Source organism: Bacillus sp. KS1, assembly GCF_020075515.1.
GTDB lineage: Bacteria > Bacillota > Bacilli > Bacillales > Bacillaceae > Bacillus > Bacillus velezensis.
This window is the reverse complement of the sequence record NZ_JACAWW010000004.1, coordinates 969,925-994,182: the sequence shown is the minus strand read 5'-3', so window position 1 is coordinate 994,182 and position 24,258 is coordinate 969,925. Positions and strand designations below refer to the sequence as shown.

Here is a 24,258-nt window from a genome sequence, read left to right as displayed (position 1 = left end):
AGTAGTTTGACTGACTACGCACATCGCTGTGCGATTTATTTAAAACTTTGAATTAACAGGTACGTTTTGTCTTGTTTAGTTTTCAAAGAACTTTTCCGCCCCTCTCGAAGCGACCTCTTAATCATAACATTTTCAGTTTGCTAGGTCAATACTTTTTTAAAAAATATTTTCGCTAGGCTTGCCTTTCTATTAAAAAGACAACAAAAAGAATTATATCAGCATCATCACCATGTGTCAAAGCTTTTTTTCATTTCTTTATATAGTAAAAGCGCAGCCTGTTGCAGCTGCGCTTTTTCGTTTATACTTCTTCCGTTTCTTCCGGCTCTTCTTCATTCTTTTCGACAAGCGCCACAGTGGCTACATGCTCTTGATCAGACATGCGGATCAGACGGACGCCTTGTGTTACGCGTCCCGTAGTGGAGATATCATTAATATCCATTCTGATTAACACGCCGCTTGCCGTAATAATCATTAAGTCCTCTTCGCCTTTTGTTGCTTTCACAGTTACTAACGGACCGTTGCTGTCAGTGATTTTACATGTTTTAAGGCCTTTTCCGCCCCGGCTTTGAACTCTGTATTCTGAAGCCGGTGTGCGTTTGCCGTAGCCGTTTTCTGTCACTATGAGGACATGGGAGTCTTCTTCAAGAATCTCCATGCCTACAACGACATCATCGTCTGTCAGCGTGATACCTTTAACACCCGCAGCTGTGCGTCCCATTTGTCTTACATCTTCTTCAGGGAAACGGATCAGCAAACCGTTCTTCGTTCCGATGATGATTTGTTTCTTGCCGTCAGTCAGGCGGACGGCCATCAGTTCATCGTCTTCCCGGAGACCTAGGGCGATCAGACCGTTATTCCGTATATTCGCAAACTGGGACAGTGCCGTACGTTTCGACACCCCTTGTTTGGTCGTAAAGAAGAGGTATTGCTCCTCATCAAACGTGCTGACCGGAATAATGGCATTAATCCATTCGCCTTTTTCAACTTCCAGAAGGTTAATAATCGGAATGCCTTTTGCCGTACGGCCGTATTCAGGGATTTCATATCCTTTAGAACGGTATACCTTCCCTTTATTAGAGAAGAACAGAATCGTATCGTGCGTTGATGTGGAAATTAAGTGTTCCACAAAGTCATCTTCATTCGTTCCCATTCCCTGTACGCCTTTTCCGCCCCGTTTTTGGCTGCGGTATGTGGACGCCGGGAGACGTTTAACATAGCCGTTATGGGTCAGTGTGATGACGATATTTTCTCTCTCGATAAGATCTTCATCTTCAATTGTTTCAAGACCGGACGTCACGATTTCAGTGCGTCTCTCATCATTGAAACGCTCTTTGATTTCATTAAGTTCTTCACGGATGATCTCAAGAACTCTTTCTTCATTGGCTAAAATATCTTTCAGCTCAGCGATAAGCGCAACAAGTGATTGATATTCCTCTTCAATCTTTTCGCGCTCCAGACCGGTTAATCGCTGAAGGCGCATATCCAGAATGGCTTGCGCTTGTTTTTCAGTCAGTGAGAATTGTTCGATCAAACCCGTTCTCGCAATTTCAGCCGTCTGGGAATTGCGGATAAGAGAAATAACGGCATCTAAATGATCGAGAGCAATTCTTAAACCTTCCAGAATGTGAGCTCTCGCTTCCGCTTTGCGGAGTTCGTAAGCCGTTCTGCGCCGGATCACAACCTTTTGGTGATCAAGATAATGCTCCAGACATTGTTTCAGGCTTAGTACCTTCGGCTGTCCGTCAACGAGCGCCAGCAGGTTGATTCCGAAAGACGTCTGCAGGGCCGTTTGTTTGTACAGGTTATTCAAAATGACGTGAGCATTGGCGTCACGGCGGATCTCAATGACGATTCTCATTCCGTTACGGTCGGATTCGTCTCGCAGATCGGTAATTCCTTCGATTTTTTTGTCCCGGACAAGATCCGCGATTTTTTCAATTAATCTCGCTTTGTTCACCTGATAAGGAAGTTCCGTGACAATAATTCTTTCTTTTCCCGATGAAGTCTCTTCGATTTCAGCCTTAGCCCGGATCGTGATTGATCCCCGTCCGGATTCATATGCCTTGCGGATGCCGCTCCGGCCCAAAATCTGACCTGCAGTCGGAAAATCCGGGCCCGGGATGTATTCCATCAGCTCCTGGTTTGTAATCTCAGGATTCTCACTTACGGCAAGCACGCCTTCAATGACTTCCCCAAGCTGATGCGGGGGAATGTTTGTCGCCATTCCGACCGCAATACCGGCAGCCCCGTTTACGAGCAGATTCGGAAATCTCGAAGGCATGACGGCAGGCTCTCTTTCTGAACCGTCATAGTTATCTTGATAGTCAATCGTGTCTTTCGTAATGTCACGCAGAATTTCCATTGCGATTTTTGACATTCTCGCTTCTGTGTAACGCATCGCGGCCGCTGAGTCGCCGTCAACCGAACCGAAGTTGCCGTGTCCGTCAACAAGCATGTAGCGGTAGTTAAAATCCTGCGCCATTCTGACCATTGATTCGTAAACCGCTGAGTCACCGTGCGGGTGGTACTTACCGATAACTTCACCGACGATACGGGCAGATTTTTTATATGGTTTGTCACTGGTCATGCCTAAATCATTCATTGCGTACAAAATCCGTCTGTGAACCGGCTTCAGACCGTCACGCACATCCGGAAGCGCCCGGGATACGATAACGCTCATTGCATAGTCCAGGAAAGATGTCCGCATTTCCTGACTGATATTGACTTCACGTACTTGTGGTGTGTTTTGTTCACTCATTAAAAAAACCTCCCTGAAGTATCACATGAAATAATGTGGGAGTAGATTGTCCATTATGATCTTCAATACGATTTCACTATTCTCCATTATATCAATAAACTTGTGTTTATACACATTAATTTAGTAGAATATACGGGTTTTGCGGGTTTTCAGAGGCTTTAGAAGCCGCTTTGAGAAAAAAGCCTTATTTCTTAACGAAAATAAGGCTTTCTTGGTTAAATATCAAGATTTTTCACGTATCTGGCGTTTGCTTCTATGAAGTTTCTCCGCGGTTCTACTTTGTCACCCATCAGCATTTCAAAAGTCTCGTCAGCGTCCATTGCATCTTCAAGATTGACTTGCAGAAGCGTTCTGGTCGCAGGGTCCATTGTTGTTTCCCAAAGCTGAGTCGCGTTCATTTCTCCAAGACCTTTATAACGCTGGAGGCCGGGCTTAGGTGATTGCGGAAGCTCTTTTAACAGCTCATCAAGCTGCTTATCGTTATAAGCGTATTCCACCCGTTTTCCCTGCTGCACTTTATAAAGCGGCGGCTGGGCAATGTAGACATAGCCGTTTTCGATGATTTCCCGCATGTATCTGTAGAAGAACGTTAATAAAAGCGTTCTGATATGGGCGCCGTCAACATCGGCATCCGTCATGATGACCACTTTATGATAACGCGCTTTTTCAAGATTAAAATCTTCTCCGATTCCTGTTCCGAGGGCCGTGATCATTGATCTGACCTCATTGTTTGAGAGAATCTTATCAAGTCTGGCTTTCTCAACGTTCAGAATCTTACCGCGCAGCGGCAGAATGGCTTGGAAATGACGGTCCCGTCCCTGTTTCGCTGATCCGCCCGCAGAGTCACCCTCTACGATATACAGCTCGGAAATGCTCGGATCTTTAGAAGAACAGTCCGCCAGTTTGCCCGGCAGATTGGAAATCTCAAGCGCACTTTTGCGCCGGGTCAATTCCCGGGCTTTTTTCGCCGCCATCCGCGCTCTTGCGGCCATTAAACCTTTTTCAACGATTTTGCGGGCTGAGTCCGGATTTTCAAGAAGGAATGTTTCCAGCGCAGAAGAAAACAGCGTATCAGTGATCGTTCTCGCTTCGGAGTTGCCGAGCTTGGTTTTCGTCTGCCCTTCGAATTGCGGATCAGGGTGCTTAATTGAAATAATGGCAGTCAGCCCTTCTCTCACATCATCCCCGCTTAAATTCGGATCATTTTCTTTGAAAATCCCTTTTCTTCTTGCATAGTCGTTTATGACACGGGTCAGACCGGTTTTAAATCCGGCCTCGTGCGTGCCGCCTTCGTATGTGTTGATATTATTTGTGAAAGAATAAATATTGCTTGTATAGCTGTCGTTGTATTGCAATGCAACTTCAACCGTTATGCCGTCTTTCTCGCCTTCGATATAAATCGGCTCTTCATGAACGACTTCTTTGGAACGGTTTAAGTACTCAACATAGCTTTTGATTCCGCCTTCGTAGTGGTACTCGTTTTTCCGTTCTTGTCCTTCACGTTTGTCTTCAATCGTGATGTTTACGCCTTTTGTCAGGAAGGCCAATTCCCGGACACGGTTTGAAAGCAGATCATAGTCATATACAGTTGTTTCTTTGAAAATTTCCGGGTCCGGAACGAAGTGCGTAATCGTTCCGGTCTTATCAGTTTCGCCGATCACTTCAAGATCGGCCACAGGTACACCGCGCTCGTACGCCTGATAATGGATTTTTCCGTCACGATGAACCGTAACGTCAAGAGTGGTCGACAAGGCGTTTACGACGGATGCCCCTACACCGTGAAGACCGCCGGATACTTTATATCCGCTTCCGTCAAATTTACCGCCGGCGTGGAGAACGGTCATGATGACTTCAACCGCAGGGCGGCCCATCTTCTCCTGGATACCGACCGGAATTCCGCGCCCGTTGTCCTTAACGGTAATGCTATTATCTTTTTCAATCTCGATGTTAATATCTGTACAATAACCGGCCAGGGCTTCGTCAATACTGTTGTCGACGATTTCCCACACCAAATGGTGAAGGCCTTTGCTGTTAGTTGATCCGATGTACATCCCCGGTCTCTTTCGAACAGCTTCCAAACCTTCTAATACCTGTATCTGATTCTCATCATAACTATTTTGCTGCTGTTCCATAGCCATGCACATTCACCTACACTTTTCTTAAACGATAATATATTCATTGTAAAGATCCGCTAAGAATCTATTTCTAACATAAATTGCGCACGTTTCTTCAGTGTGCCGGAAGATAAGGGAGAGTAATATATATTCTCAGTCGTGACTACGATAGACTTTGGCGTGCCGTTTACGGACGGCACTACTTTTTCTTTCTGTCTGTCCAGAAATTCTTCAACGATCGGCGATACATTGACCTTGCAGTCAAAAATGCCGACGATATCGCGGGTTGAAACGACAAAGTCGTCACCTAAATGAATATACAATCGCTCACCTCATTTCTTCACTTCACTAACGCACCGTTTTCCACACGGAACATTCCTGCTTGATGTAAGGTATCGTGGTCAATGCCATCCACGCTCGTCGTGGTGACAAATGTCTGCACACGGCCTTGGATCGTATGAAGCAAATGGGACTGTCGGTAATCATCCAGCTCGCTTAGTACATCATCCAAAAGTAAAATGGGGTATTCTCCGATTTCTTCATGAATCAAATCTATTTCAGCCAGCTTCAGAGACAAAGCCGTCGTACGCTGCTGTCCCTGCGAACCGTAAGTCTGCACATCGCGTCCGTTCACATAAAAAAGGACATCATCCCGATGCGGTCCGAATAATGTGACGCCTCGTTCTATTTCTTTTTCTTTTAATTTCGAAAAAGACTCCTGGTAGCTGTTACCTATTTTCGACAAATCTTTGGGATCTGATACATCAAGCGCCGTGTGATACTTAAGCGTCAGTTCTTCAATTCCCCGGGAAATGCCGGAATGGATCGGCTGCGCCCATTTTTCAAGCTGCGCCGTAAACTGCAGACGTCTGGCGACAACTTTTGCGGCTGCTTCAATCAGCTGATCAGTGAGAACGTCAAGCATGGTCCGGTCAGTCTGTTTCCGGCTTTGCAGCTGTTTCAGAAAATGATTCCGCTGTGAAAGGATTTTTTGATAAAGAGATAAATCATACAGATAAACGGCAGAAACCTGCCCGATCTCCATATCGAGAAATCTTCTCCTCACCTGAGGGCTTCCTTTGACGAGATTTAAATCCTCAGGGGCAAACATAATGGTGTTCAGCGCTCCGACATACTGACTGAGTTTTTGCTGCTCTATATGATTGACCTTGCCCTTTTTACCTTTTTTGGAGATGACAAGCTGCATCGGGATGTCCCCGTTGCGCTTCATCACTCTTCCTTCTATTTTAGCATAGTCTTCGTCCCACCGTATAAGTTCTTTGTCATTTGAGGTGCGGTGTGATTTTGCCATCGAAAGGACATAGATGGCTTCCATCAGATTGGTTTTGCCCTGGGCATTTTCCCCGATGATCACATTCACCTTGTTTTCGAATTGAAGCTCAGCGCGCTCATAATTACGGTAGGATGTTAATTCTAAATTTTGGATATACAACCGCTGTCACCCGCTTTAATTGACGACTTGAAATGAACCAAATCCTTCAATCGCGACCACGTCTCCAACGTAAAGCTTTCTGCCGCGGCGATTGTCAGGTTCATTGTTGACAGTCACCTCATGCTCGCTCAGAAACCACTTCGCCATGCCGCCGGACTGAATCACATCGGCTAATTTTAAAAACTGGCCAAGCGTAATCATTTCTGTATCAATCGAAATCGGATTTGCCATAATATCGACCTCTTTCAAATATCACTAATATCTAATTGTACTAAAAAATCCTGAAATAAGGAAAGGGAAAACTTGAGGGAGCGGCTGATGAATAGAAAAGCTGCCGAACTAAGCCGGCAGCACATTCTGTTTGATTAATACGTTCTGACCGGAAGGATGAGCTGAACGATAGTCTCATCATTCGGCGTACGGATAAGAAACGGTCTCATCGCTCCCGTAAAGCTGATACGGATGTCCGCTCCTTCAAGTACTTTCAGTGCGTCCATCATATATTTTGGACTGAATGAAATATTTAATTCCTCGCCGTCAATCTTGTCAGCCAGCACAGCTTCGACCACTTTCCCGATTTCCGGAGAATTTGATGAAATCTCAAGCGAATCCGCCGGTTTGGCAGAAAGTTTTACAACGTTGTTGCGGCCTTCTCTCGCCAATAAAGAAGCACGGTCTATCGCCTGTAAAAATTCCTTCGTGTTCACGACGATTTCCGTTTTGCTTTCCTGCGGAATTAAGCTGGTCGTGTCCGGATAGTTTCCGTCAAGCAATCTTGAGAAGAATAATACGTTTTTCGCTTTGAACAGAACTTGGGTTTCTGTAATGACGATATCCACCAGCTCTTGGCTGTCATCAAGAATTTTGCTCAGCTCGGTTAAGCTTTTCCCGGGAATGACCACGTTATAAGTACTGTCTTCCGGAATATCAAGCTTCGCCTTTCTTAAAGCGAGTCGGTGGCTATCCGTGGCAGTGCATAATAATTCACCGTTTTCAACTTTCCAGTTTACACCTGTCAAGATGGGGCGTGTTTCTGAGGCGGACACAGCGAACACGGTTTGGCGGATCAGGTTTTTCAAAAGATCCGTCGGAATCTGAATGGCGTGATGCTCTTCGATTTGCGGTAGATGCGGATATTCATCTGCATCAAGGCCGTTTAAATTAAATTCGGCTTTTCCGGAACGGATAATCGTTAAATATTGATTTTGAACTTCGATTTCAACAGTCGCCATCGGCAGTTTTTTAACGATTTCGCTGAAGAAACGCGCTTGCAGCACGATACTTCCCGGCTGATCGATCGTCACGATTTCTTTATCATCATCTTCTTTCGGAATGAATGACTCAATTGAAATATCAGAGTCACTTCCTGTGAAAGATACTCCTTCATCTGAGGCGACGATCTTAATACCGGTGAGAATGGGAATTGTGGTTCTGGATGAAACGGCTTTTAGAACGTCTTGTACACTTTCGACTAACCGATCTTTTTGAATCGTAAATTTCATGTTTATCCTCCTAACGGATAATATAATTAATATATTTTAAAAATAGCAGTAGTAATAGTAGGGCCTGTGGATTTGTGGATAAGTTGTGAAAAAGACAGGAAACACAGCCTATCCACATGTGGACAGACTGTGCATGGCTATGAAAAAGTTATTCACACTTTCCCCGATTCATCCGAGGGCACTATTATTTAAGCAGTTCTTTTATTTCTTTCACCTGCTGCTGAAGCTGCTCGTCATCAATCAGCAGTTTTGAAATCTTTTCGTGGGCGTGAATGACGGTTGTATGGTCTCTCCCGCCAAATTCTTCCCCGATTTTAGGCAAAGAAGAATCCGTCATTTCTCTTGAAAGATACATCGCAATTTGTCTTGGGAAAGCCACAGATTTCGTACGCTTTTTCGCTTTGAAATCTTCAAGCTTAATGTTGAACTGCTGTCCGACAATCCGCTGAATCTCTTTTATCGTAATGACCTTCGGCTTAGAAGACGGAATAATATCTTTCAATGCTTCTGCAGCCAGGTCTGCGTTAATGTCTTTATTGATTAAGGATGAATAGGCGACAACCCGGATTAATGCCCCTTCCAGTTCGCGGATGTTGCTGTCAATCTGATTGGCGATGTAAAGCATGACCTCGTTCGGAATATCAAGGCCCTCCGCCTTCGCTTTCTTTCTCAGAATGGCAATCCGCGTTTCCAGATCCGGCGGTGTGATGTCTGTAATCAATCCCCATTCGAACCGCGAACGCAGGCGGTCTTCAAGGGTCGGGATCTCTTTCGGCGGTCTGTCACTGGAAATCACGATTTGTTTGCTTTCTTCATGAAGCGTGTTGAATGTATGGAAAAACTCTTCCTGTGTTTGTTCTTTTCCGGCTAAAAATTGAATATCATCTATCAAAAGTACATCAACGTTCCGGTAGCGGTTGCGGAAATCAACGGCTTTATTATCGCGGATTGAGTTGATGAATTCATTTGTGAATTTTTCAGAAGACAGGTACACCACTTTGGCTGAAGGATTATGATCAATGACATAATGGCCGATCGCGTGCATTAAGTGGGTTTTTCCTAAACCGACTCCCCCGTATATAAATAAAGGGTTGTACGCTTTAGCGGGTGCTTCCGCCACAGCCAGTGATGCTGCATGGGCGAATCGGTTTCCCGATCCGATGACGAATGTGTCGAATGTATATTTCGGGTTGAGCATGCTTTGGGGAAAATCAGACGGTTCCTCTTTTGCCGCTTTTTTCACTTGCGGTTTCGGCAAAAAGTCTTCTTCGTCCTGATTTTGAGGAATGACAAATTTGACGCTCAATTCTTCCCCGGTTAATTCATATATGGTATCTGCAATGAGATGTAAGTACCTGGACTCCAGCCAGTCTCTGGCAAATTCATTGGGAGCGGTGATGGTTAAGGTATCTCCTTGCAGCGAATGGGCTTTCGTCGACTTCATCCAAGTTTCGAAACTCGGTTTGCTTAGCTTTTTCTCAATTTGAGCTAGAGCTTGATTCCAAAGATCCAATATATTCTCCATTATCCGGCACAGCCCTCCTTTTCTTTAAAAATCAGCGCCCTTCCCCTGTTATAGAACACAAAAAAAGAGCATATGGCTCTGACCATTCGTACACACGAAATGTTGAAAACATATAGTATAGTAGAAAAATAGCTTTTCGACAAATTCCACAAGTTGTGGACAACAATCTACACAAGCTGTGTGAAAACAATCCACAACTTATCCACAATTTGTGGATAAAGAGAATGGACTGGATAAGTAATTAAGAGTTAAAACACAAATATAATATCAAATTAAGCGAGGACTTGCAATGGTTCTCGTAATCTTATCCACAAACCTGACAACTTGTTGAAAAATCTTTGTCCACAGGGGTTAGCAATGTGAAAATGTTGTCGATAACGATTGTGGATATTAAAAAAAGACCAAAAAATTATCCACATGTCGTTTTTCGGGGGAGCGCGGCTTTTTTGTGCGTTAAAAAAAGGAATATGAAAAATAAGGTTTCTAATCTGGTTAAGGTATGTTATCCTATTATGGTTGTAAGAAATAAAAGCACTGCTGAAGTTGACAATGAATAGGCAGCACAAATATAATAAGTAAGACTGTCTTTAACAGCTATTCCTCGAGGGAGGTGTCATAAATGAAAAGAACATTCCAACCGAATAACCGTAAACGCAGTAAAGTTCATGGCTTCAGAAGCCGTATGAGTTCAAAAAACGGTCGTCTAGTATTAGCACGCCGTCGCCGCAAAGGCAGAAAAGTATTATCAGCTTAGGCCACTGAATAATGTCAGTGGTCTTTTTTCACATTAAGAGAAAAGAGATGTCATGCGTCGCCCGGTACTGGAGAAATTTCTTCAGTATTCCGGCGGCCCGTTTTTTTTAAATAGAAATAAAAGTTTCTGCGAGTGAATATCGGAGTGAATTAAAGTGAAGAAGCGAAATCGGTTAAAGAAAAATGAAGATTTTCAAAAAGTGTTTAAACGCGGAACGTCTATGGCAAACCGCCAGTTCGTGCTGTATACGCTTGATCAGCCGAAACAGGAAGAGCTCCGGGTAGGGCTTTCTGTCAGTAAAAAAATCGGCAATGCCGTCGTGCGCAATCGGGTGAAGCGGTTAATCAGGCAGGCGGTTCAGGAGGAAAAAGAGCTGCTCAAGCCGAAAGATTTTATTATTATCGCAAGAAAACCCGCCGGCGACCTCAGTTTTGAAGAAACGAAAAAGAGTCTGCAGCACTTATTCAGAAAAACCTCATTATATAAGAAATCTTCGTCAAAATAGCTCATATTTTGTTTTCTTCACGTTTTTAAAAGCGCTTCCTTTTATTTGGCGAAAAATGAACGCCATTTGAAACTGAAAGATGCTAAAATACATACAAGGTTTATAAAGATTGGTATAGGAGGAAACGTTCTTGAAAAGGAGAATATGGTTACTACTGAGTATGGTCGGTATGCTCGTGCTGCTGGCCGGGTGCTCGAGTGTGAAAGAGCCGATTACGGCGAATAGTCCGCATTTCTGGGACAAATATGTTGTGTATCCATTGTCAGAAGTCATTACGTACGTAGCGAAACTGACGGGCGATAACTATGGTTTGTCGATCATCATCGTTACGATTTTAATTCGTCTGCTGATTCTGCCGCTGATGATCAAGCAGCTTCGAAGCTCAAAAGCGATGCAGGCGCTGCAGCCTGAAATGCAGAAGCTCAGAGAAAAATACAGCTCTAAAGATCAAAAAACGCAGCAGAAGCTTCAGCAGGAAACAATGGCCCTGTTTTCAAAGCACGGGGTAAACCCGCTGGCGGGATGTTTCCCGATCCTGATTCAAATGCCGATTTTGATCGGATTCTACCACGCGATTATGCGTACGCAAGCCATTTCACAGCACAGCTTTTTATGGTTTGATTTAGGAGAGAAGGATCCTTACTATATTCTTCCTATCGTTGCCGGTGTGGCCACTTTTGTCCAGCAGAAGCTGATGATGGCGGGAAATCCGACTCAGAATCCTCAAATGGCAATGATGGTATGGATTATGCCGATCATGATCATCGTATTTGCGATCAACTTCCCGAGCGCGCTTTCTCTGTATTGGGTAGTCGGAAACCTGTTTATGATTGCTCAGACATTCCTTATTAAAGGACCTGACATTAAACACGATCCGGAAACGCAGAAAGCCGGAGGAAAGAAAAAGTGAAGAAGGTGACTGCTGCGGGACGGAATGTCGAAGAAGCAGTTCAATCAGGCCTTCAGGAACTTCAACTGACGAAAGATCAAGTAGAAATAACGGTGGTGCAAGAAGAATATAAAGGGTTTTTGGGTATTTTCGGAAAAAAGAATGCGATCGTAGAACTGGAAGAGAAAAGAAATCCTGTTCAGGAAGCGAAAGCGTATTTAGAAGAAATCATCCATTCCATTGCCGGGCCTTCTGAGATTGTTACGGAAGAAAACAAGAAAACAGTCTGTTTTCACATTAAAGGTGAAAAAGCGGCGCTGCTTATTGGCAAAAGAGGACAAACACTCAATGCCTTGGAAACATTGACGCAGCTTGTTTTGAACCGCGGCTCCGGCCAGTATCGCCAAGCCGTTGTCGACGCTGAGAATTATCGGCGGAAAAGAAGAGAAATTCTGGATCAGCTGGCAAACAGGCTGGCCAAGCAAGTGTCGAAAACGAAAAAAGAGGTGCATTTAGAACCGATGCCGTCAGGTGAAAGAAAAATCATCCATGACGCGCTGTCAAAGCATCCAAATATCAAAACGTTTTCTACCGGTGAAGGCCGGTACCGCCATCTCGTTATTTCCCATAAAGATAGCAGAAAACCGAAGTCCGGGTAAAATCGGAACTTCGGTTTTTTTATTGGTAAAAATGGCTCTATTCCTGAGCAGAATCGCATTTTTTGCGTTTAAGTTTTTTCTTTTTCGGTCTATGCTGTTGATAAAAAAGGTTTTAGGAAATAAAATTAATTGTTATTCACATGTGGATAAGTTAAAGTAATAAGGGATGAATTTCTGCTTTTGTGGATAACGTATCTTCCACTTCAAACCAAACTATGTTATCTTTTAATTTTGGCATAAATAAATTTTTTATATAGATGGAAACAGAGATAAAGAGAGGTGAACAGCATGGATACAATTGCGGCGATTTCAACTCCGATGGGTGAAGGCGCGATTGCGATCGTTCGGCTGAGCGGCCCGGAAGCCGTAAAGATCGCCGACAAAATGTACAAGGGTCCGAAAGGCAAAACGCTCAGTTCGGCAGAATCGCATACCATTCATTACGGGCATATCGCGGACAGTACGACGGGACGGATTATTGAGGAAGTCATGGTGTCTGTTTTAAGAGCGCCCAGAACATTCACAAGGGAAGATGTCATTGAAATCAACTGTCACGGGGGTATTGTGACGGTTAATCAGGTGCTCCAGCTTGCTTTAAGAGAAGGTGCGAGACTGGCAGAACCCGGTGAGTTTACGAAGCGCGCATTTTTAAACGGACGGATTGACCTTTCACAGGCGGAAGCGGTGATGGATCTGATCAGGGCCAAAACGGACCGTGCCATGAATGTCGCCATGAACCAGATGGAAGGACGGCTTTCCGCGCTTGTCCGCCGTCTGCGTGATGAGTTGTTAGAAACACTTGCCCATGTTGAGGTGAATATAGATTATCCGGAATATGATGACGTCGAAGAAATGACGCATCAGCTTTTAGTGGAGAAGGCAAGCGGCGTGAAGAAAGAAATCGAGGCGCTGCTCCGTACGTCTGAGCAGGGGAAAATTTTGCGTGAGGGACTGTCTACCGTGATCATCGGCCGTCCGAACGTCGGGAAATCCTCTCTGCTTAACAGCCTTGTCCATGAAACGAAGGCGATCGTAACCGATATTCCGGGAACGACGCGTGATGTGATTGAGGAATATGTCAACGTGCGAGGCGTGCCGCTTCGGCTTGTCGATACCGCCGGAATCCGTGAGACAGAAGACATCGTCGAAAGAATCGGTGTGGAACGGTCACGGCAGGTTCTGAAGGAAGCGGATCTCATTTTGCTTGTGCTTAACCACAGCGAAGCGCTTTCTGAAGAAGATGTGAAATTGTTTGAAGCGGTTGAGGGAATGGACGTCATTGTCATTATGAATAAGACGGACCTTGAGGCTAAGATTGACGCTGAGCGCGTCAAGGAACTGGCGAAAGGCCGGCCTGTCGTCACGACCTCATTGCTGAAAGAAGAAGGCATTCAAGATTTAGAGGAAGCGATTCAGTCGCTATTTTATACAGGAGCGATCGAAAGCGGAGATCTCACCTATGTCAGCAACACCCGTCATATTTCGATTCTGCATCAGGCAAAGCAAGCGATTGATGATGCGCTGAACGGGATTGAACAGGATGTTCCGATTGATATGGTGCAAATTGATTTGACAAGGTGCTGGGAACTGCTGGGCGAAATCATCGGTGATGCCGTCCACGAAAGCTTAATTGATCAGCTCTTTTCACAATTTTGTTTAGGTAAATAAAAGGGAGGAAAAAACCATGGGGTATGAAGCAGGCCAATACGACGTGATTGTCATCGGCGCCGGGCATGCCGGTGTTGAGGCTGCCCTCGCATCCGCGCGCCAGGGAGCCAAAACGCTTGTTTTGACGATTAATCTTGATATGGTTGCGTTTATGCCATGTAATCCGTCTGTCGGCGGCCCCGCGAAAGGGATTGTCGTCCGCGAAATTGACGCGCTCGGCGGAGAAATGGCTAGAAATATAGATAAAACTCATATTCAAATGAGAATGCTGAATACAGGAAAAGGTCCGGCCGTACGGGCGCTGCGTGCGCAGGCGGATAAATTCCAATATCAGCACGAAATGAAGCATACGCTGGAAAAAACACCGAATTTGACACTTCTTCAAGGGATTGCCGAGCGTTTAATCATTGAAGACGGAGAGTGCCGCGGTGTCATTACGCAAACCGGTGCTGAATACAAGGCAAAAACGGTCGTGCTGACAACCGGAACGTATTTAAGAGGGCGGATCATTCTCGGGGATCTGTCTTACTCAAGCGGTCCGAATAACCAGCAGCCGTCTATTAAACTTTCTGAGCACTTAGAGGAGCTCGGTTTTGATCTCGTCCGTTTTAAAACGGGCACGCCTCCTCGTGTCTCAAGCGATTCCATTGATTACAGCAAAACAGAAATCCAGCCGGGGGACCCGGTTCCGCGCGCTTTCTCATATGAAACGGTTGAATACATTACCGATCAGCTGCCTTGCTGGCTGACTTACACGAGTCCTGAGACTCATGAGATCATCGACAGCAACCTGCATCGTTCGCCGATGTATTCCGGTATGATTAAAGGAACGGGACCGAGATACTGCCCTTCGATTGAAGATAAAGTCGTTCGGTTTAATGATAAACCGCGCCATCAGATTTTCCTTGAGCCGGAAGGCAGAAATACGCAGGAAGTATACGTTCAGGGTCTATCCACGAGTCTTCCTGAGGACGTGCAGCAGCGGATGCTGGCGACCATTCCGGGACTGGAAAAGGTGCAGATGATGAGAGCCGGATACGCGATTGAGTATGACGCGATTGTACCGACGCAGCTCTGGCCTACACTGGAGACGAAAAAAATCCCTAACCTGTACACAGCCGGTCAAATTAACGGTACATCAGGTTATGAGGAAGCAGCCGGGCAAGGAATTATGGCAGGGATCAACGCAGGCCGCAAAGCGCTTGGAAAAGAAGAAGTGATCCTCAGCCGTTCCGATGCTTATATCGGTGTATTGATTGATGATTTGGTAACGAAAGGAACCAATGAACCGTATCGTCTGCTGACTTCACGGGCGGAATACAGACTGCTGCTCCGTCACGACAACGCGGATCTTCGCCTGACGGAAATCGGCCATGAGATCGGCTTAATTTCTGATGAGCGCTATGAAGCGTTTGAGAAGAAAAAAGCGGCGATCGAGGCAGAGAAAAAACGTCTCTGGTCTGTTATTATCAAGCCGTCTCCTGAGAATCAGGAATATATCCGTTCACTCGGCGGAAGCGAGCTGAAAGACGGAGTGCGCGGCACAGATTTAATGAAACGTCCGGAAATGAACTATGAAACAGTGACAAAACTTGCGCCTGCAGATTCTCCGGTTCCGCAAGATGTGGCGGAACAAGTGGAAATTCAGGTGAAATATGAAGGATATATCGAAAAATCCTTGCAGCAAGTGGAAAAGCTGAAGAAAATGGAAAACAAAAAAATCCCTGATCGGATTGATTATGACGCCATTAAAGGAATTGCTACTGAAGCGCGTCAAAAGCTGAAAGAAGTGCGTCCTTTATCAGTTGCTCAAGCGTCCCGTATTTCCGGCGTCAATCCGGCAGACATTTCAATCCTGCTGGTATACCTGGAGCAGGGCCGTATTGCCAAGGTAGCTGAATAGAAAGGATGACGGCATGAATATAGAGGAATTTACATCCAGTTTAGCGGAGAAAGGGATTTCCCTTTCTGACCGCCAGCTGGAGCAATTCGAGTTGTATTACCGGATGCTCGTGGAATGGAACGAAAAAATGAATCTGACATCCATCACTGAGAAAAAGGAAGTTTATCTCAAGCATTTTTATGATTCGATAACGGCGGCATTTTATATTGATTTTGAAAAGGTCACCACTCTTTGTGATGTCGGCGCCGGCGCCGGTTTTCCAAGCCTGCCCGTCAAAATCTGCTTCCCGCATCTGCATGTCACCATCGTCGATTCACTGAATAAGCGGATTACGTTTTTGGAAACTCTCTCTGATGCTTTACAATTAGAGCATACAACATTTGTCCATGACAGAGCGGAGACATTCGGACAGCGGAAAGACGTCCGGGAAAGCTTCGATCTCGTGACGGCCCGTGCGGTGGCGCGTCTGTCGGTCCTGAGTGAGCTTTGTCTGCCGCTGGCCAAGAAAAACGGTATATTTGCGGCACTAAAAGCTGCAGCCGCTGATGAAGAGCTGAAAGCGGGGCAAAAGGCGATTAAAGTATTGGGAGGAGAGCTTGAACAAGTTCATTCCTTTACACTTCCCGTTGAAGAAAGTGAACGGAACATTATGATCATTCGCAAGACGAAAAGCACTCCGAAAAAATATCCGAGAAAACCGGGTACTCCAAATAAATCGCCAATTGAAGGGTAATTTAGACAGCCTGATGTGACAATTCCATCATATTTTCTGCAAAATTGATGAAGATACAGCAGGAAAAACCATGAGAAAATAGAATTATAAAAATGGCAGTTTTTAAAGGTGGTGTAGGTACATGAAGCATTCATTCTCTCGTTTCTTCGGGTTTGGTGAGAAGGAAGAGGAACCGGAGATAGCTGAGCATGATACAAACAAAGAAGAGATACTCGAAATACCGGTACATGCTATCGTTCCCAACCGTTTTCAGCCACGCACCATTTTCTCAGATGAAAAAATCAAAGAGTTAGCAATGACTATCCATACACACGGCATCATTCAGCCGATTGTTGTCAGACATACAGAAGATGAAGGACAATATGAGCTCATTGCGGGTGAAAGGCGCTGGAGAGCGGTACAGACGCTTGAATGGGAGAAGATTCCCGCAATTATTAAAGATTTTTCTGATACGGAAACAGCATCTGTCGCTTTGATTGAAAACCTGCAAAGGGAAGAATTGTCCTCCATTGAGGAAGCTCATGCGTACGCAAGACTGTTAGAACTTCATGATTTAACACAGGAAGCCTTGGCGCAGCGCTTAGGAAAAGGCCAGTCAACGATTGCGAACAAGCTCCGATTGTTAAAGCTCCCGGAACCCGTCCAGGATGCGATTATGGAGAAAAAAATTACGGAACGTCATGCAAGAGCACTGATTCCGCTCAAACAGCCGGAGTTTCAGGTCACATTGCTTGCGGAAATCATTGAGAAAAGCTTAAACGTCAAGCAGACAGAAGACAGAGTGGTGAAAATGCTTGAACAGAATAAGCAGAAACCAAAGCCGAGACGCAAAGCGTTCAGCAGGGATACAAGAATTGCGATGAATACGATTCGTCAGTCACTGTCCATGGTGGAAGACAGCGGCGTCAGGCTGAACACTGAAGAAGAAGAATTCGAAGAGTACATCCAGCTTACCATTCGGATACCTAAATAAAAACTCTCCTGATCAGCAGGGGAGTTTTTATTTTAATCAAAAAACTATTTTGAGATAATAATAGATTTATTGTGCACTATACATTATATATGTAAAATTTTATCTTTTTGTGTCGTGAATTGTCTTTTTACAGTCAAAAAAGTCACTTTATCGGAGAACTTATATTAGAAAGTGTCTTTTTCGTTTACATTTTTTTCACTTGCTGATAAACAAATTATGAAAAAAATAAAACGCTTTACTCTTTTTTTGATAAGATAGAAACAAGACAGTACATGTTCATGTGAAGGTAGGTGACATCGTGGGAAAAATCATAGCAATTACGAACCAAAAAGGCGGAGTCGGGAAGACGACGACTTCTGTTAATCTGGGGGCTTGCTTGGCTTACATAGGTAAAAGGGTTCTTCTTGTTGATATTGATCCGCAGGGCAATGCAACGAGCGGATTAGGGATTGAAAAAGCCGATGTGGATCATTGTGTGTACGACATTTTAGTAGATGATGCAGATGTTACAGATATTATTAAACCGACTTCAGTAGAGAACTTAGATGTCATTCCGGCCACGATCCAGCTTGCGGGAGCGGAAATCGAATTGGTTCCGACGATCTCACGGGAGGTCAGGCTGAAAAGAGCATTAGAATCTGTGAAACAAAATTACGATTACATGATTATTGATTGTCCTCCGTCTCTCGGGTTATTAACGATTAATGCGCTTACCGCTTCAGATTCAGTCGTTATCCCGGTTCAGTGCGAATACTACGCTCTTGAAGGATTGAGTCAATTATTAAATACAGTTCGGCTTGTGCAAAAACATTTAAATACCGACTTAATGATAGAAGGAGTGCTTCTGACGATGCTTGATGCCAGAACGAATCTTGGCATTCAAGTGATAGAAGAGGTAAAGAAATACTTTAGAGATAAAGTGTATCAAACCATTATTCCTCGCAATGTCCGTTTAAGTGAGGCGCCGAGTCACGGCAAGCCGATCATATTATACGATCCGCGTTCGAGAGGTGCGGAAGTATATTTAGATTTAGCAAAGGAAGTGGCAGCGAATGGCTAAAGGCGGGCTCGGAAAAGGGATTAACGCGTTGTTTAATCAGGTTGATTTGTCTGAAGAGACAGTGGAAGAAATTAAAATCAGTGATTTACGCCCCAATCCTTATCAGCCAAGAAAACAATTTGATGATGAGTCATTAGCTGAACTGAAGGAATCCATCATTCAGCATGGCATTCTTCAGCCCATTATCGTGAGAAAATCATTGAAGGGCTATGATATTGTAGCCGGCGAACGCCGTTACCGCGCCGCAAAACTTGCCGGTAAAGAGACAGTGCCGGCTATCGTGCGGGATTTATCTGAATCGCTGATGCGGGAAATCGCTCTTTTGGAAAACCTTCAGCGTGAAGACTTATCACCGCTTGAAGAAGCTCTGGCATATGACTCACTGCTGAAGCATTTGGATTTAACCCAGGAACAGCTCGCTAAACGGCTCGGGAAAAGCAGGCCTCATATTGCCAACCATTTAAGACTGCTGACGCTGCCGGAAAGCATCCAGAACCTCATTGCAGAAGGTACGTTATCCATGGGACACGGCAGAACCTTGCTTGGCTTGAAAAATAAAAACAAGCTTGAACCGCTTGTGAAGAAAGTGGTTGAAGAACAGCTGAACGTCCGCCAGCTTGAGCAGCTGATTCAGCAGTTAAACAACAATGTTCCACGTGAAACAAAGAAAAAAGAACCTGTTCAAGATGTTGTGTTAAAAGAGCGGGAATCGTATTTGCAAAATTACTTCGGAACAACAGTCAATATTAAGAGACAAAAGAAAAAAGGGAAGATTGAGATTGAGTTTTTCTCAAATGAAGATCTTGAACGTATCCTGGAACTATTGTCCGAAAGAGAAGCGTAAAAACCATCTTTTTAAAAAAAGATGGTTTTTTATATACGTCTTGTCAGCTTATGAAACGGACTGAGCCGTTCCTGCCGGCCTTCTGATTTATCTGTCAGCTGTAACCCCTCTGCTAAAACATTTGCCATGCTCATAACAAGATGAAGCCTCGTATTCTGCAGGACAAAATACTCCATAAACCCGCTGACATTGACGATTCCATTGATATGGACGTCACCGATTTCAGGAAGGTCTTTTTGAACACCTGCTCCGGGCTTCAGCGGCCCATCGCCGATTTGAAATGAGCCTACGCTTTTGACGCGGCCTAAACAAGCATCAACCGCTATAATAAACGGATTTTTATGTAGATGTTGAATATCTTTCAGCTTGTCTTTCATATTGACGGCGTGAACAGGATCTGACAGCGTGCCGTAAACGTGCAATCTGCCTAAATTCATTTTTTCTAACTTTGTTCCTACGAGCGGACCTAATGAATCTCCGGTCGACCGATCTGTACCGATACATACGGTGACTAACGGTCTGCCGGCTGCTTTACGTAAAGATGAAGTAAGGATTGCTTGTATTTGATTCGCAGCAGAAGAATCCGTATGAGAAACATATTGTTTTGCCCGTTCTTGAGAAAAAAGCCCGCCTTTTCGATTCATAAGGTTCACTTCCTTGTCATGTCATACGAGTATTACATTGTTGTTTTTGGTGATGTATGGTTGTTTACAGTATATCCAGCGCTGCCTTTTTTTATGCTTATGTCATGATCAGCATGCCGGTTGTTTGAAAAGAGCGGGATAGAAAAAAAGAACCCAGAGCAGTTGTTCTCTAAGTTCATGAAAGAAGTAAGACCATTTGATCTACATCAACATATTGCTGATGATCTAATTCCAGCGCTCTTTTTTCTGCAGAGAAGAGGATAATCCTAACTGAGCGCAGAGTTTTTTTGCGGGTTCCATTTGTTGAAGTAACAGAGAGATGGAGCTGTTCTGTGTCTTTCATCTTTTTTGCCCGGCTGATGGCTTCCGTCATTAAAGCTTTTCCCGCGCCTGACCCTAGGTGTTTGGGGGAAATATACATAGAACCGATAACCGCAATGTGTCTTAGTTTAAACAGCAGATGCTTGGAGATCTTGAGGATTCCTATCAGGCTGTCTTGTTCAAAGGCGCCAAGCAAGATGGCATTGCCGGCTTCAAGCCTGGCTTTGCATTTTTCGGACGGCCTCATAGCTGACGGCGAATGCGTCCGGGTGATCTTTTAAAGCTTTGAGCCTGAATCGGAGTAAGGCTGGGTATCACTTGCGATTAAACGCCTGATGTCCATGATTTGAGCGCCTAACATAAATGAAGTTTCTGAATAGTCAATCGTCGTTATCATACCATATTTGTCCCAATTGTATGAATGTTTGCTGCTGTCACTCAATATAGTAGCAATATGCGGAGATGATCAGAAATTTTATGAGGTGATGAGGGTGTGGAGAGCCGGGATGAAGTGGATGCTGCTCATATTAAGCAGCCAGATTGGGGCCGGGTATGCAAGCGGGCAGGAAATATGGCAGTTTTTCGGTGTCGAAAGCGGACTGGCTATTGTATTGTTTACAGTCATGTTTACGATTTCGGCTTATATTGTGTTGAAGATCAGCTATCGGGTTCAATCAACGCACTTTTTACCTGTGCTTGAGCATCTGATGGGGCAGGCTCTTGCTAAAGTCTATGATGTGCTTATTATGTTTTATTTGTTTTCAATGACGATGGTTATGATTGCCGGCGGCGGTGTGACGCTGCAAATGTACAAGCTGCCGTTTTGGATCGGTATTTTTCTTCTTTGCATTGTGACCGTGGGTTTATTCTTTTGGGATATAAAAGGGATATTATCTCTGAATAGTATTTTGATACCGATTCTTGTAGCGGGGCTGTTATATGCATTGGTCTTTTTTCAGACAACGCATCATTACACGTGGACGATAGACTTGACCCGCCAGTATAATTGGCCGGCAAGCATTACCTTCACGTCCTTAAACATTCTTTCTGTTGTCGCTGTTCTTTCTTCAATCGGGAAAGATATGAAGGGACTGGGAGAAGCCAAAATCGCAAGCGTTGCAAGCGGGCTGATTTTCGGTATGATTTCATTTGTTTACAATGAAACGCTTGTACAGCTTTCAGGCAGTCTTACACAATATGAGATTCCTCTTTTCGCCGTCCTTGAAGGCGCTCCTTATCCGTTATTTGTTTGTATGGCCGCCGTGCTTTTTTTAGCCATCTATACGACAACGGTGACCGGTCTGTTCGGGCTGTCCAGCCGCATGCTTGCATTTGTGAAATTGCCGAGATGGACGCTCGTATCTCTTCTTTTAGCTGTGATGGTGCCTTTTACGACAATCGGTTTTTCAGATTTGATTGCGATTTTATATCCCATTTACGGGCTTTTAAGTCTTTATTTGCTGGTATGTCTTCTTCTTTACCCTATTTTAGGGAGATGGAAAAAAGTATAATGCTCATTTTGAGTGCGGCCGTTGCTCTTATCCTGTCTTTTTTTGTACAATAAATAAAGCAGTCTATGGAGAGAGGTGAAGGGTCTTGGCGGATAAAGACTTTGGCCTGAATGATATTGTTGAAATGAAGAAACCGCATCCTTGCGGTGAAAACAGGTGGAAAATCATTCGGATGGGAATGGATATTCGGATCAAATGCACGGGTTGTTCCCACAGTGTCATGATTCCGAGAAGAGATTTTGAGAGAAAGCTGAAAAAAGTACTCGTCAAGCATGAGGAGCCTACATCATAAGGGCTGGCGCTCATGCTTTTTCATATAGAGGAGAGGAAGAGGCCCGATGAGCAAAGTGCATCAGTCAGCGTGCCCGCTGAATTGCTGGGACAGCTGCGGCTTTTTGGTGACAGTTGAGGATGGAAAGGTGACGAAAGTAGACGGAGACCCGAATCATCCCATTACAGAAGGGAAAATTTGCGGCCGCGGCAGAATGCTGGAGACGAAAACGAATGCGCCGGAACGGCTTCGTTTTCCTTTAAAAAAGAAAGACGGCGAATTTGTCCGCGTTTCCTGGGAGCAGGCGTTAGATGAAATCGCGGAAAAAATGGCGGTGATTAAGGAGACGTTGGGCACTGCCGCAGTGCTGCACAGTCATGATTACGCCAATAACGGTCTTTTGAAGGCGCTCGACCAGCGTTTTTTCAATGGATACGGCGGTGTGACGGAGATTTCGGGCAGCATTTGCTGGGGTTCCGGCATTGAAGCGCAGCGCTGGGATTTCGGGCGTTCTTACGGGCATGGACCGCTTGATATTTATCACAGCAAGCATGTGATCGTATGGGGCAGAAACGTGTCCCGGACGAATATGCACCTCTATCATCATCTGCAGCAGGTGAAGAAAAAAGGAGCGACACTGACGGTCATTGATCCTATTTTTAACCCGACTGCAAAGCTTGCCGATCGGTATATATCCGTCAAACCCGGCATGGATGGCTGGCTTGCGGCGGGTGTTATAAAAATATTATGCCAAACCGGCAGAACCGATTCTGATTTCATTCAAAGGCATTCGGTCGGTTTTGAAGAAATAGAAAAGCTTCTGCAGACGATTTCTTTTGAGGAGATCATTGAGAAAACAGAAACGTCTTTAGAAGTGCTAGAATATCTTGCTGATTTATATGCTGACGGTCCCGCCTCCACTTTTATGGGTCTTGGGATGCAGAGATATAAAAACGGGGGCGGGACGATACGGTGGATTGACGCTTTAGCTGCGGCGAGCGGAAATGTAGGTATCAAAGGCGGCGGCGCAAACTTCGGAAATGTGCAAGTCGGTGAAAGCTTTGCAAAGGCCGAGCTCACCCGTCCTGATCTGAAGAAAAGTTCGAGAACGTTTTCGATGATGACTCAAGCCGAAGAGGCGCTGAATGCAGCCGATCCGCCGATTGAGATGATCATCGTGACGTGCGGCAATCCGCTGACACAGGTGCCGAATACAAAAAAAGTGAAGGAAGTGTTTGAAAAAACACCGGTCACAGTGGCCATTGATTCGGTCATGACCGATACGGCGAAGCTCTGTGACTATGTGCTGCCGACGGCCGTTGTTTTTGAAGAGGAAGATATTTATTATTCCAGCATGTATCATCACTATGTTCAATATGGCAAGAAGCTTGCGGAACCGCAGGGAGAGGCAAAATCAGACCGCTGGATCTGGACGGAGCTCGCAAAGCGTCTCGGATTCGGGGAACTCTTTGATTACAGTACGGAAGATTTCTTAAAAATGGGGCTCTCTTCTTTGGAGAAAGAAGGAATCACCCTTGAGCAATTAAAGGAAAAAGGACATATGCCGCTTCCGGTCAAACAGGTTCCGTGGAGTGATTTTCAATTTTTAACCCCGAGCGGAAAATTTGAATTCGTCTCGTCACTGGCAGAAGAGAAAGGATACAGCGGCCTCCCTCAATTGGAAGTACCGGAGGAGTCTGTTTATCATGACGCCGGACTGGCCGGGAAATATCCGTATACGCTGCTGTCCATTCACCCGCAGCGCTCCAATCATTCACAGCACGTGCCGTTTATTGAAAAGCTTCAGCAGATTCAGGTGGATCTGTCGCCGGATATCGCCGAGGAGCTTTCACTTCAAGACGGAGATACGGCAGAGGTATACAATGACCGCGGCCGTCTGCGCGGCAGGGTGAAAATCATGAAGCAGGCTCACCCGAAGACAGTAAATATAGATGAAGGCATGTGGGCGGCATTCGGAGGCTCCGTCAACATGCTCACAAAGGATTCAAATTCCGATAATGGAATGGGAAGTACGCTTTTTGACTGTCTGGTAGCGGTTAAAAAAGGATAATCTAAGGAGAGAGAGGGCGGGAAATGCTTTTTTCTCAGCTTGTCTTTTCCTATGAACCTCCTTATAATTGCTCTAGGTTTACAATACGTTTATACGATGA

General features: G+C 44.9%; 22 protein-coding genes. 13 read left to right on the top strand and 9 right to left on the bottom strand.

Annotated elements, in window-relative coordinates; all coding sequences use genetic code 11:
• Window positions 1-298: 298 nt before the first annotated feature.
• The 7 genes from gyrA to dnaA form a co-directional block, all read right to left on the bottom strand.
• Window positions 299-2,758 (bottom strand): DNA gyrase subunit A, encoded by a 2,460-nt coding sequence (gyrA, locus tag HWY38_RS05380; RefSeq protein WP_004392898.1) that lies wholly within the window; start codon window positions 2,756-2,758, stop codon window positions 299-301.
• Window positions 2,759-2,973: 215 nt separating this feature from the next.
• On the bottom strand, window positions 2,974-4,890 hold the full coding sequence (gene gyrB, locus HWY38_RS05375) for a DNA topoisomerase (ATP-hydrolyzing) subunit B (RefSeq protein WP_004392900.1): 1,917 nt from the start codon (window positions 4,888-4,890) through the stop codon (window positions 2,974-2,976).
• Between the two features lie 59 nt (window positions 4,891-4,949).
• The gene (gene remB, locus HWY38_RS05370; RefSeq protein ID WP_004392908.1) at window positions 4,950-5,195 is read right to left on the bottom strand and encodes an extracellular matrix regulator RemB; all 246 of its coding nucleotides are present in this window, start codon (window positions 5,193-5,195) and stop codon (window positions 4,950-4,952) included.
• Between the two features lie 17 nt (window positions 5,196-5,212).
• Entirely contained in the window at window positions 5,213-6,325 is a 1,113-nt protein-coding gene (gene recF, locus HWY38_RS05365; protein WP_014304178.1) for a DNA replication/repair protein RecF, read from the bottom strand.
• A 15-nt stretch (window positions 6,326-6,340) separates the two neighbouring features.
• The gene (gene rlbA, locus HWY38_RS05360; RefSeq protein WP_004392910.1) at window positions 6,341-6,556 is read right to left on the bottom strand and encodes a ribosome maturation protein RlbA; all 216 of its coding nucleotides are present in this window, start codon (window positions 6,554-6,556) and stop codon (window positions 6,341-6,343) included.
• A gap of 134 nt (window positions 6,557-6,690) precedes the next feature.
• Window positions 6,691-7,827, bottom strand: a complete 1,137-nt coding sequence (gene dnaN / locus HWY38_RS05355; protein WP_004392911.1) for a DNA polymerase III subunit beta — start codon at window positions 7,825-7,827, stop codon at window positions 6,691-6,693.
• Between the two features lie 184 nt (window positions 7,828-8,011).
• Complete coding sequence (dnaA, locus tag HWY38_RS05350; RefSeq protein ID WP_004392913.1) at window positions 8,012-9,352, bottom strand: chromosomal replication initiator protein DnaA; 1,341 nt, start codon at window positions 9,350-9,352, stop codon at window positions 8,012-8,014.
• A 619-nt stretch (window positions 9,353-9,971) separates the two neighbouring features.
• Here dnaA and rpmH point away from each other — a divergent pair.
• From rpmH to HWY38_RS05300, 10 genes are all read left to right on the top strand, one after another.
• Window positions 9,972-10,106, top strand: coding sequence for a 50S ribosomal protein L34 (rpmH, locus tag HWY38_RS05345; protein ID WP_003178075.1), 135 nt, complete (start codon window positions 9,972-9,974; stop codon window positions 10,104-10,106).
• Between the two features lie 154 nt (window positions 10,107-10,260).
• Window positions 10,261-10,611: a ribonuclease P protein component gene (gene rnpA, locus HWY38_RS05340; RefSeq protein ID WP_004392944.1), complete on the top strand. Its 351-nt coding sequence runs from the start codon at window positions 10,261-10,263 to the stop codon at window positions 10,609-10,611.
• A gap of 160 nt (window positions 10,612-10,771) precedes the next feature.
• On the top strand, window positions 10,772-11,521 hold the full coding sequence (spoIIIJ, locus tag HWY38_RS05335) for a YidC family membrane integrase SpoIIIJ (RefSeq protein ID WP_007409906.1): 750 nt from the start codon (window positions 10,772-10,774) through the stop codon (window positions 11,519-11,521).
• Window positions 11,518-12,159 carry an RNA-binding cell elongation regulator Jag/EloR gene (gene jag / locus HWY38_RS05330; RefSeq protein ID WP_004392953.1) on the top strand — a complete coding sequence of 214 codons (642 nt, stop codon included), beginning with the start codon at window positions 11,518-11,520 and terminating at the stop codon, window positions 12,157-12,159. Before spoIIIJ ends, jag begins: the two co-directional genes overlap by 4 nt.
• A 288-nt stretch (window positions 12,160-12,447) precedes the next feature.
• Window positions 12,448-13,827, top strand: coding sequence for a tRNA uridine-5-carboxymethylaminomethyl(34) synthesis GTPase MnmE (mnmE, locus tag HWY38_RS05325; RefSeq protein ID WP_004392954.1), 1,380 nt, complete (start codon window positions 12,448-12,450; stop codon window positions 13,825-13,827).
• Window positions 13,828-13,843: 16 nt separating this feature from the next.
• A complete protein-coding gene (mnmG, locus tag HWY38_RS05320) occupies window positions 13,844-15,730 on the top strand; it encodes a tRNA uridine-5-carboxymethylaminomethyl(34) synthesis enzyme MnmG (RefSeq protein ID WP_004392959.1) in 1,887 nt (628 codons plus the stop codon).
• A gap of 13 nt (window positions 15,731-15,743) precedes the next feature.
• A complete protein-coding gene (rsmG, locus tag HWY38_RS05315) occupies window positions 15,744-16,463 on the top strand; it encodes a 16S rRNA (guanine(527)-N(7))-methyltransferase RsmG (protein WP_014306213.1) in 720 nt (239 codons plus the stop codon).
• 121 nt (window positions 16,464-16,584) lie between these two features.
• Window positions 16,585-17,436: a nucleoid occlusion protein gene (gene noc, locus HWY38_RS05310; protein WP_007409900.1), complete on the top strand. Its 852-nt coding sequence runs from the start codon at window positions 16,585-16,587 to the stop codon at window positions 17,434-17,436.
• A 298-nt stretch (window positions 17,437-17,734) separates the two neighbouring features.
• A complete protein-coding gene (gene soj / locus HWY38_RS05305; protein WP_007409899.1) occupies window positions 17,735-18,496 on the top strand; it encodes a sporulation initiation inhibitor protein Soj in 762 nt (253 codons plus the stop codon).
• Complete coding sequence (locus tag HWY38_RS05300; RefSeq protein ID WP_004392966.1) at window positions 18,489-19,340, top strand: ParB/RepB/Spo0J family partition protein; 852 nt, start codon at window positions 18,489-18,491, stop codon at window positions 19,338-19,340. The genes soj and HWY38_RS05300 overlap by 8 nt, the downstream gene beginning before the upstream one ends.
• 29 nt (window positions 19,341-19,369) lie before the next feature.
• Here the strand turns inward: HWY38_RS05300 and yyaC are convergent, their stop codons facing one another.
• Window positions 19,370-19,984: a spore protease YyaC gene (gene yyaC / locus HWY38_RS05295; protein WP_004392969.1), complete on the bottom strand. Its 615-nt coding sequence runs from the start codon at window positions 19,982-19,984 to the stop codon at window positions 19,370-19,372.
• Window positions 19,985-20,159: 175 nt separating this feature from the next.
• Window positions 20,160-20,501 carry a GNAT family N-acetyltransferase gene (locus HWY38_RS05290; RefSeq protein WP_253249846.1) on the bottom strand — a complete coding sequence of 114 codons (342 nt, stop codon included), beginning with the start codon at window positions 20,499-20,501 and terminating at the stop codon, window positions 20,160-20,162.
• Window positions 20,502-20,790: 289 nt separating this feature from the next.
• Here HWY38_RS05290 and HWY38_RS05285 point away from each other — a divergent pair, with 289 nt between their 5' ends.
• The 3 genes from HWY38_RS05285 to HWY38_RS05275 all read left to right on the top strand — a co-directional run bounded on the left by HWY38_RS05285 (window position 20,791) and on the right by HWY38_RS05275 (window position 24,158).
• On the top strand, window positions 20,791-21,816 hold the full coding sequence (locus HWY38_RS05285) for a hypothetical protein (protein ID WP_088037176.1): 1,026 nt from the start codon (window positions 20,791-20,793) through the stop codon (window positions 21,814-21,816).
• An 85-nt stretch (window positions 21,817-21,901) separates the two neighbouring features.
• The gene (locus HWY38_RS05280) at window positions 21,902-22,108 is read left to right on the top strand and encodes a DUF951 domain-containing protein (protein ID WP_004392973.1); all 207 of its coding nucleotides are present in this window, start codon (window positions 21,902-21,904) and stop codon (window positions 22,106-22,108) included.
• 46 nt (window positions 22,109-22,154) lie between these two features.
• Window positions 22,155-24,158, top strand: coding sequence for a molybdopterin-dependent oxidoreductase (locus HWY38_RS05275; RefSeq protein WP_224181405.1), 2,004 nt, complete (start codon window positions 22,155-22,157; stop codon window positions 24,156-24,158).
• Window positions 24,159-24,258: the final 100 nt, after the last annotated feature.

Bases quoted from the DNA above. Each gene is read 5' to 3' on its own strand.
- gyrA (WP_004392898.1), bottom strand. From the start codon at position 2,758: ATGAGTGAACAAAACACACCACAAGTACGTGAAGTCAATATCAGTCAG.
- gyrB (WP_004392900.1), bottom strand. From the start codon at position 4,890: ATGGAACAGCAGCAAAATAGTTATGATGAGAATCAGATACAGGTATTA.
- rlbA (WP_004392910.1), bottom strand. From the start codon at position 6,556: ATGGCAAATCCGATTTCGATTGATACAGAAATGATTACGCTTGGCCAG.
- dnaN (WP_004392911.1), bottom strand. From the start codon at position 7,827: ATGAAATTTACGATTCAAAAAGATCGGTTAGTCGAAAGTGTACAAGAC.
- dnaA (WP_004392913.1), bottom strand. From the start codon at position 9,352: ATGGAGAATATATTGGATCTTTGGAATCAAGCTCTAGCTCAAATTGAG.
- rpmH (WP_003178075.1), top strand. From the start codon at position 9,972: ATGAAAAGAACATTCCAACCGAATAACCGTAAACGCAGTAAAGTTCAT.
- spoIIIJ (WP_007409906.1), top strand. From the start codon at position 10,772: ATGGTCGGTATGCTCGTGCTGCTGGCCGGGTGCTCGAGTGTGAAAGAG.
- mnmE (WP_004392954.1), top strand. From the start codon at position 12,448: ATGGATACAATTGCGGCGATTTCAACTCCGATGGGTGAAGGCGCGATT.
- mnmG (WP_004392959.1), top strand. From the start codon at position 13,844: ATGGGGTATGAAGCAGGCCAATACGACGTGATTGTCATCGGCGCCGGG.
- rsmG (WP_014306213.1), top strand. From the start codon at position 15,744: ATGAATATAGAGGAATTTACATCCAGTTTAGCGGAGAAAGGGATTTCC.
- noc (WP_007409900.1), top strand. From the start codon at position 16,585: ATGAAGCATTCATTCTCTCGTTTCTTCGGGTTTGGTGAGAAGGAAGAG.
- HWY38_RS05300 (WP_004392966.1), top strand. From the start codon at position 18,489: ATGGCTAAAGGCGGGCTCGGAAAAGGGATTAACGCGTTGTTTAATCAG.
- yyaC (WP_004392969.1), bottom strand. From the start codon at position 19,984: ATGAATCGAAAAGGCGGGCTTTTTTCTCAAGAACGGGCAAAACAATAT.
- HWY38_RS05285 (WP_088037176.1), top strand. From the start codon at position 20,791: ATGAGGGTGTGGAGAGCCGGGATGAAGTGGATGCTGCTCATATTAAGC.
- HWY38_RS05275 (WP_224181405.1), top strand. From the start codon at position 22,155: ATGAGCAAAGTGCATCAGTCAGCGTGCCCGCTGAATTGCTGGGACAGC.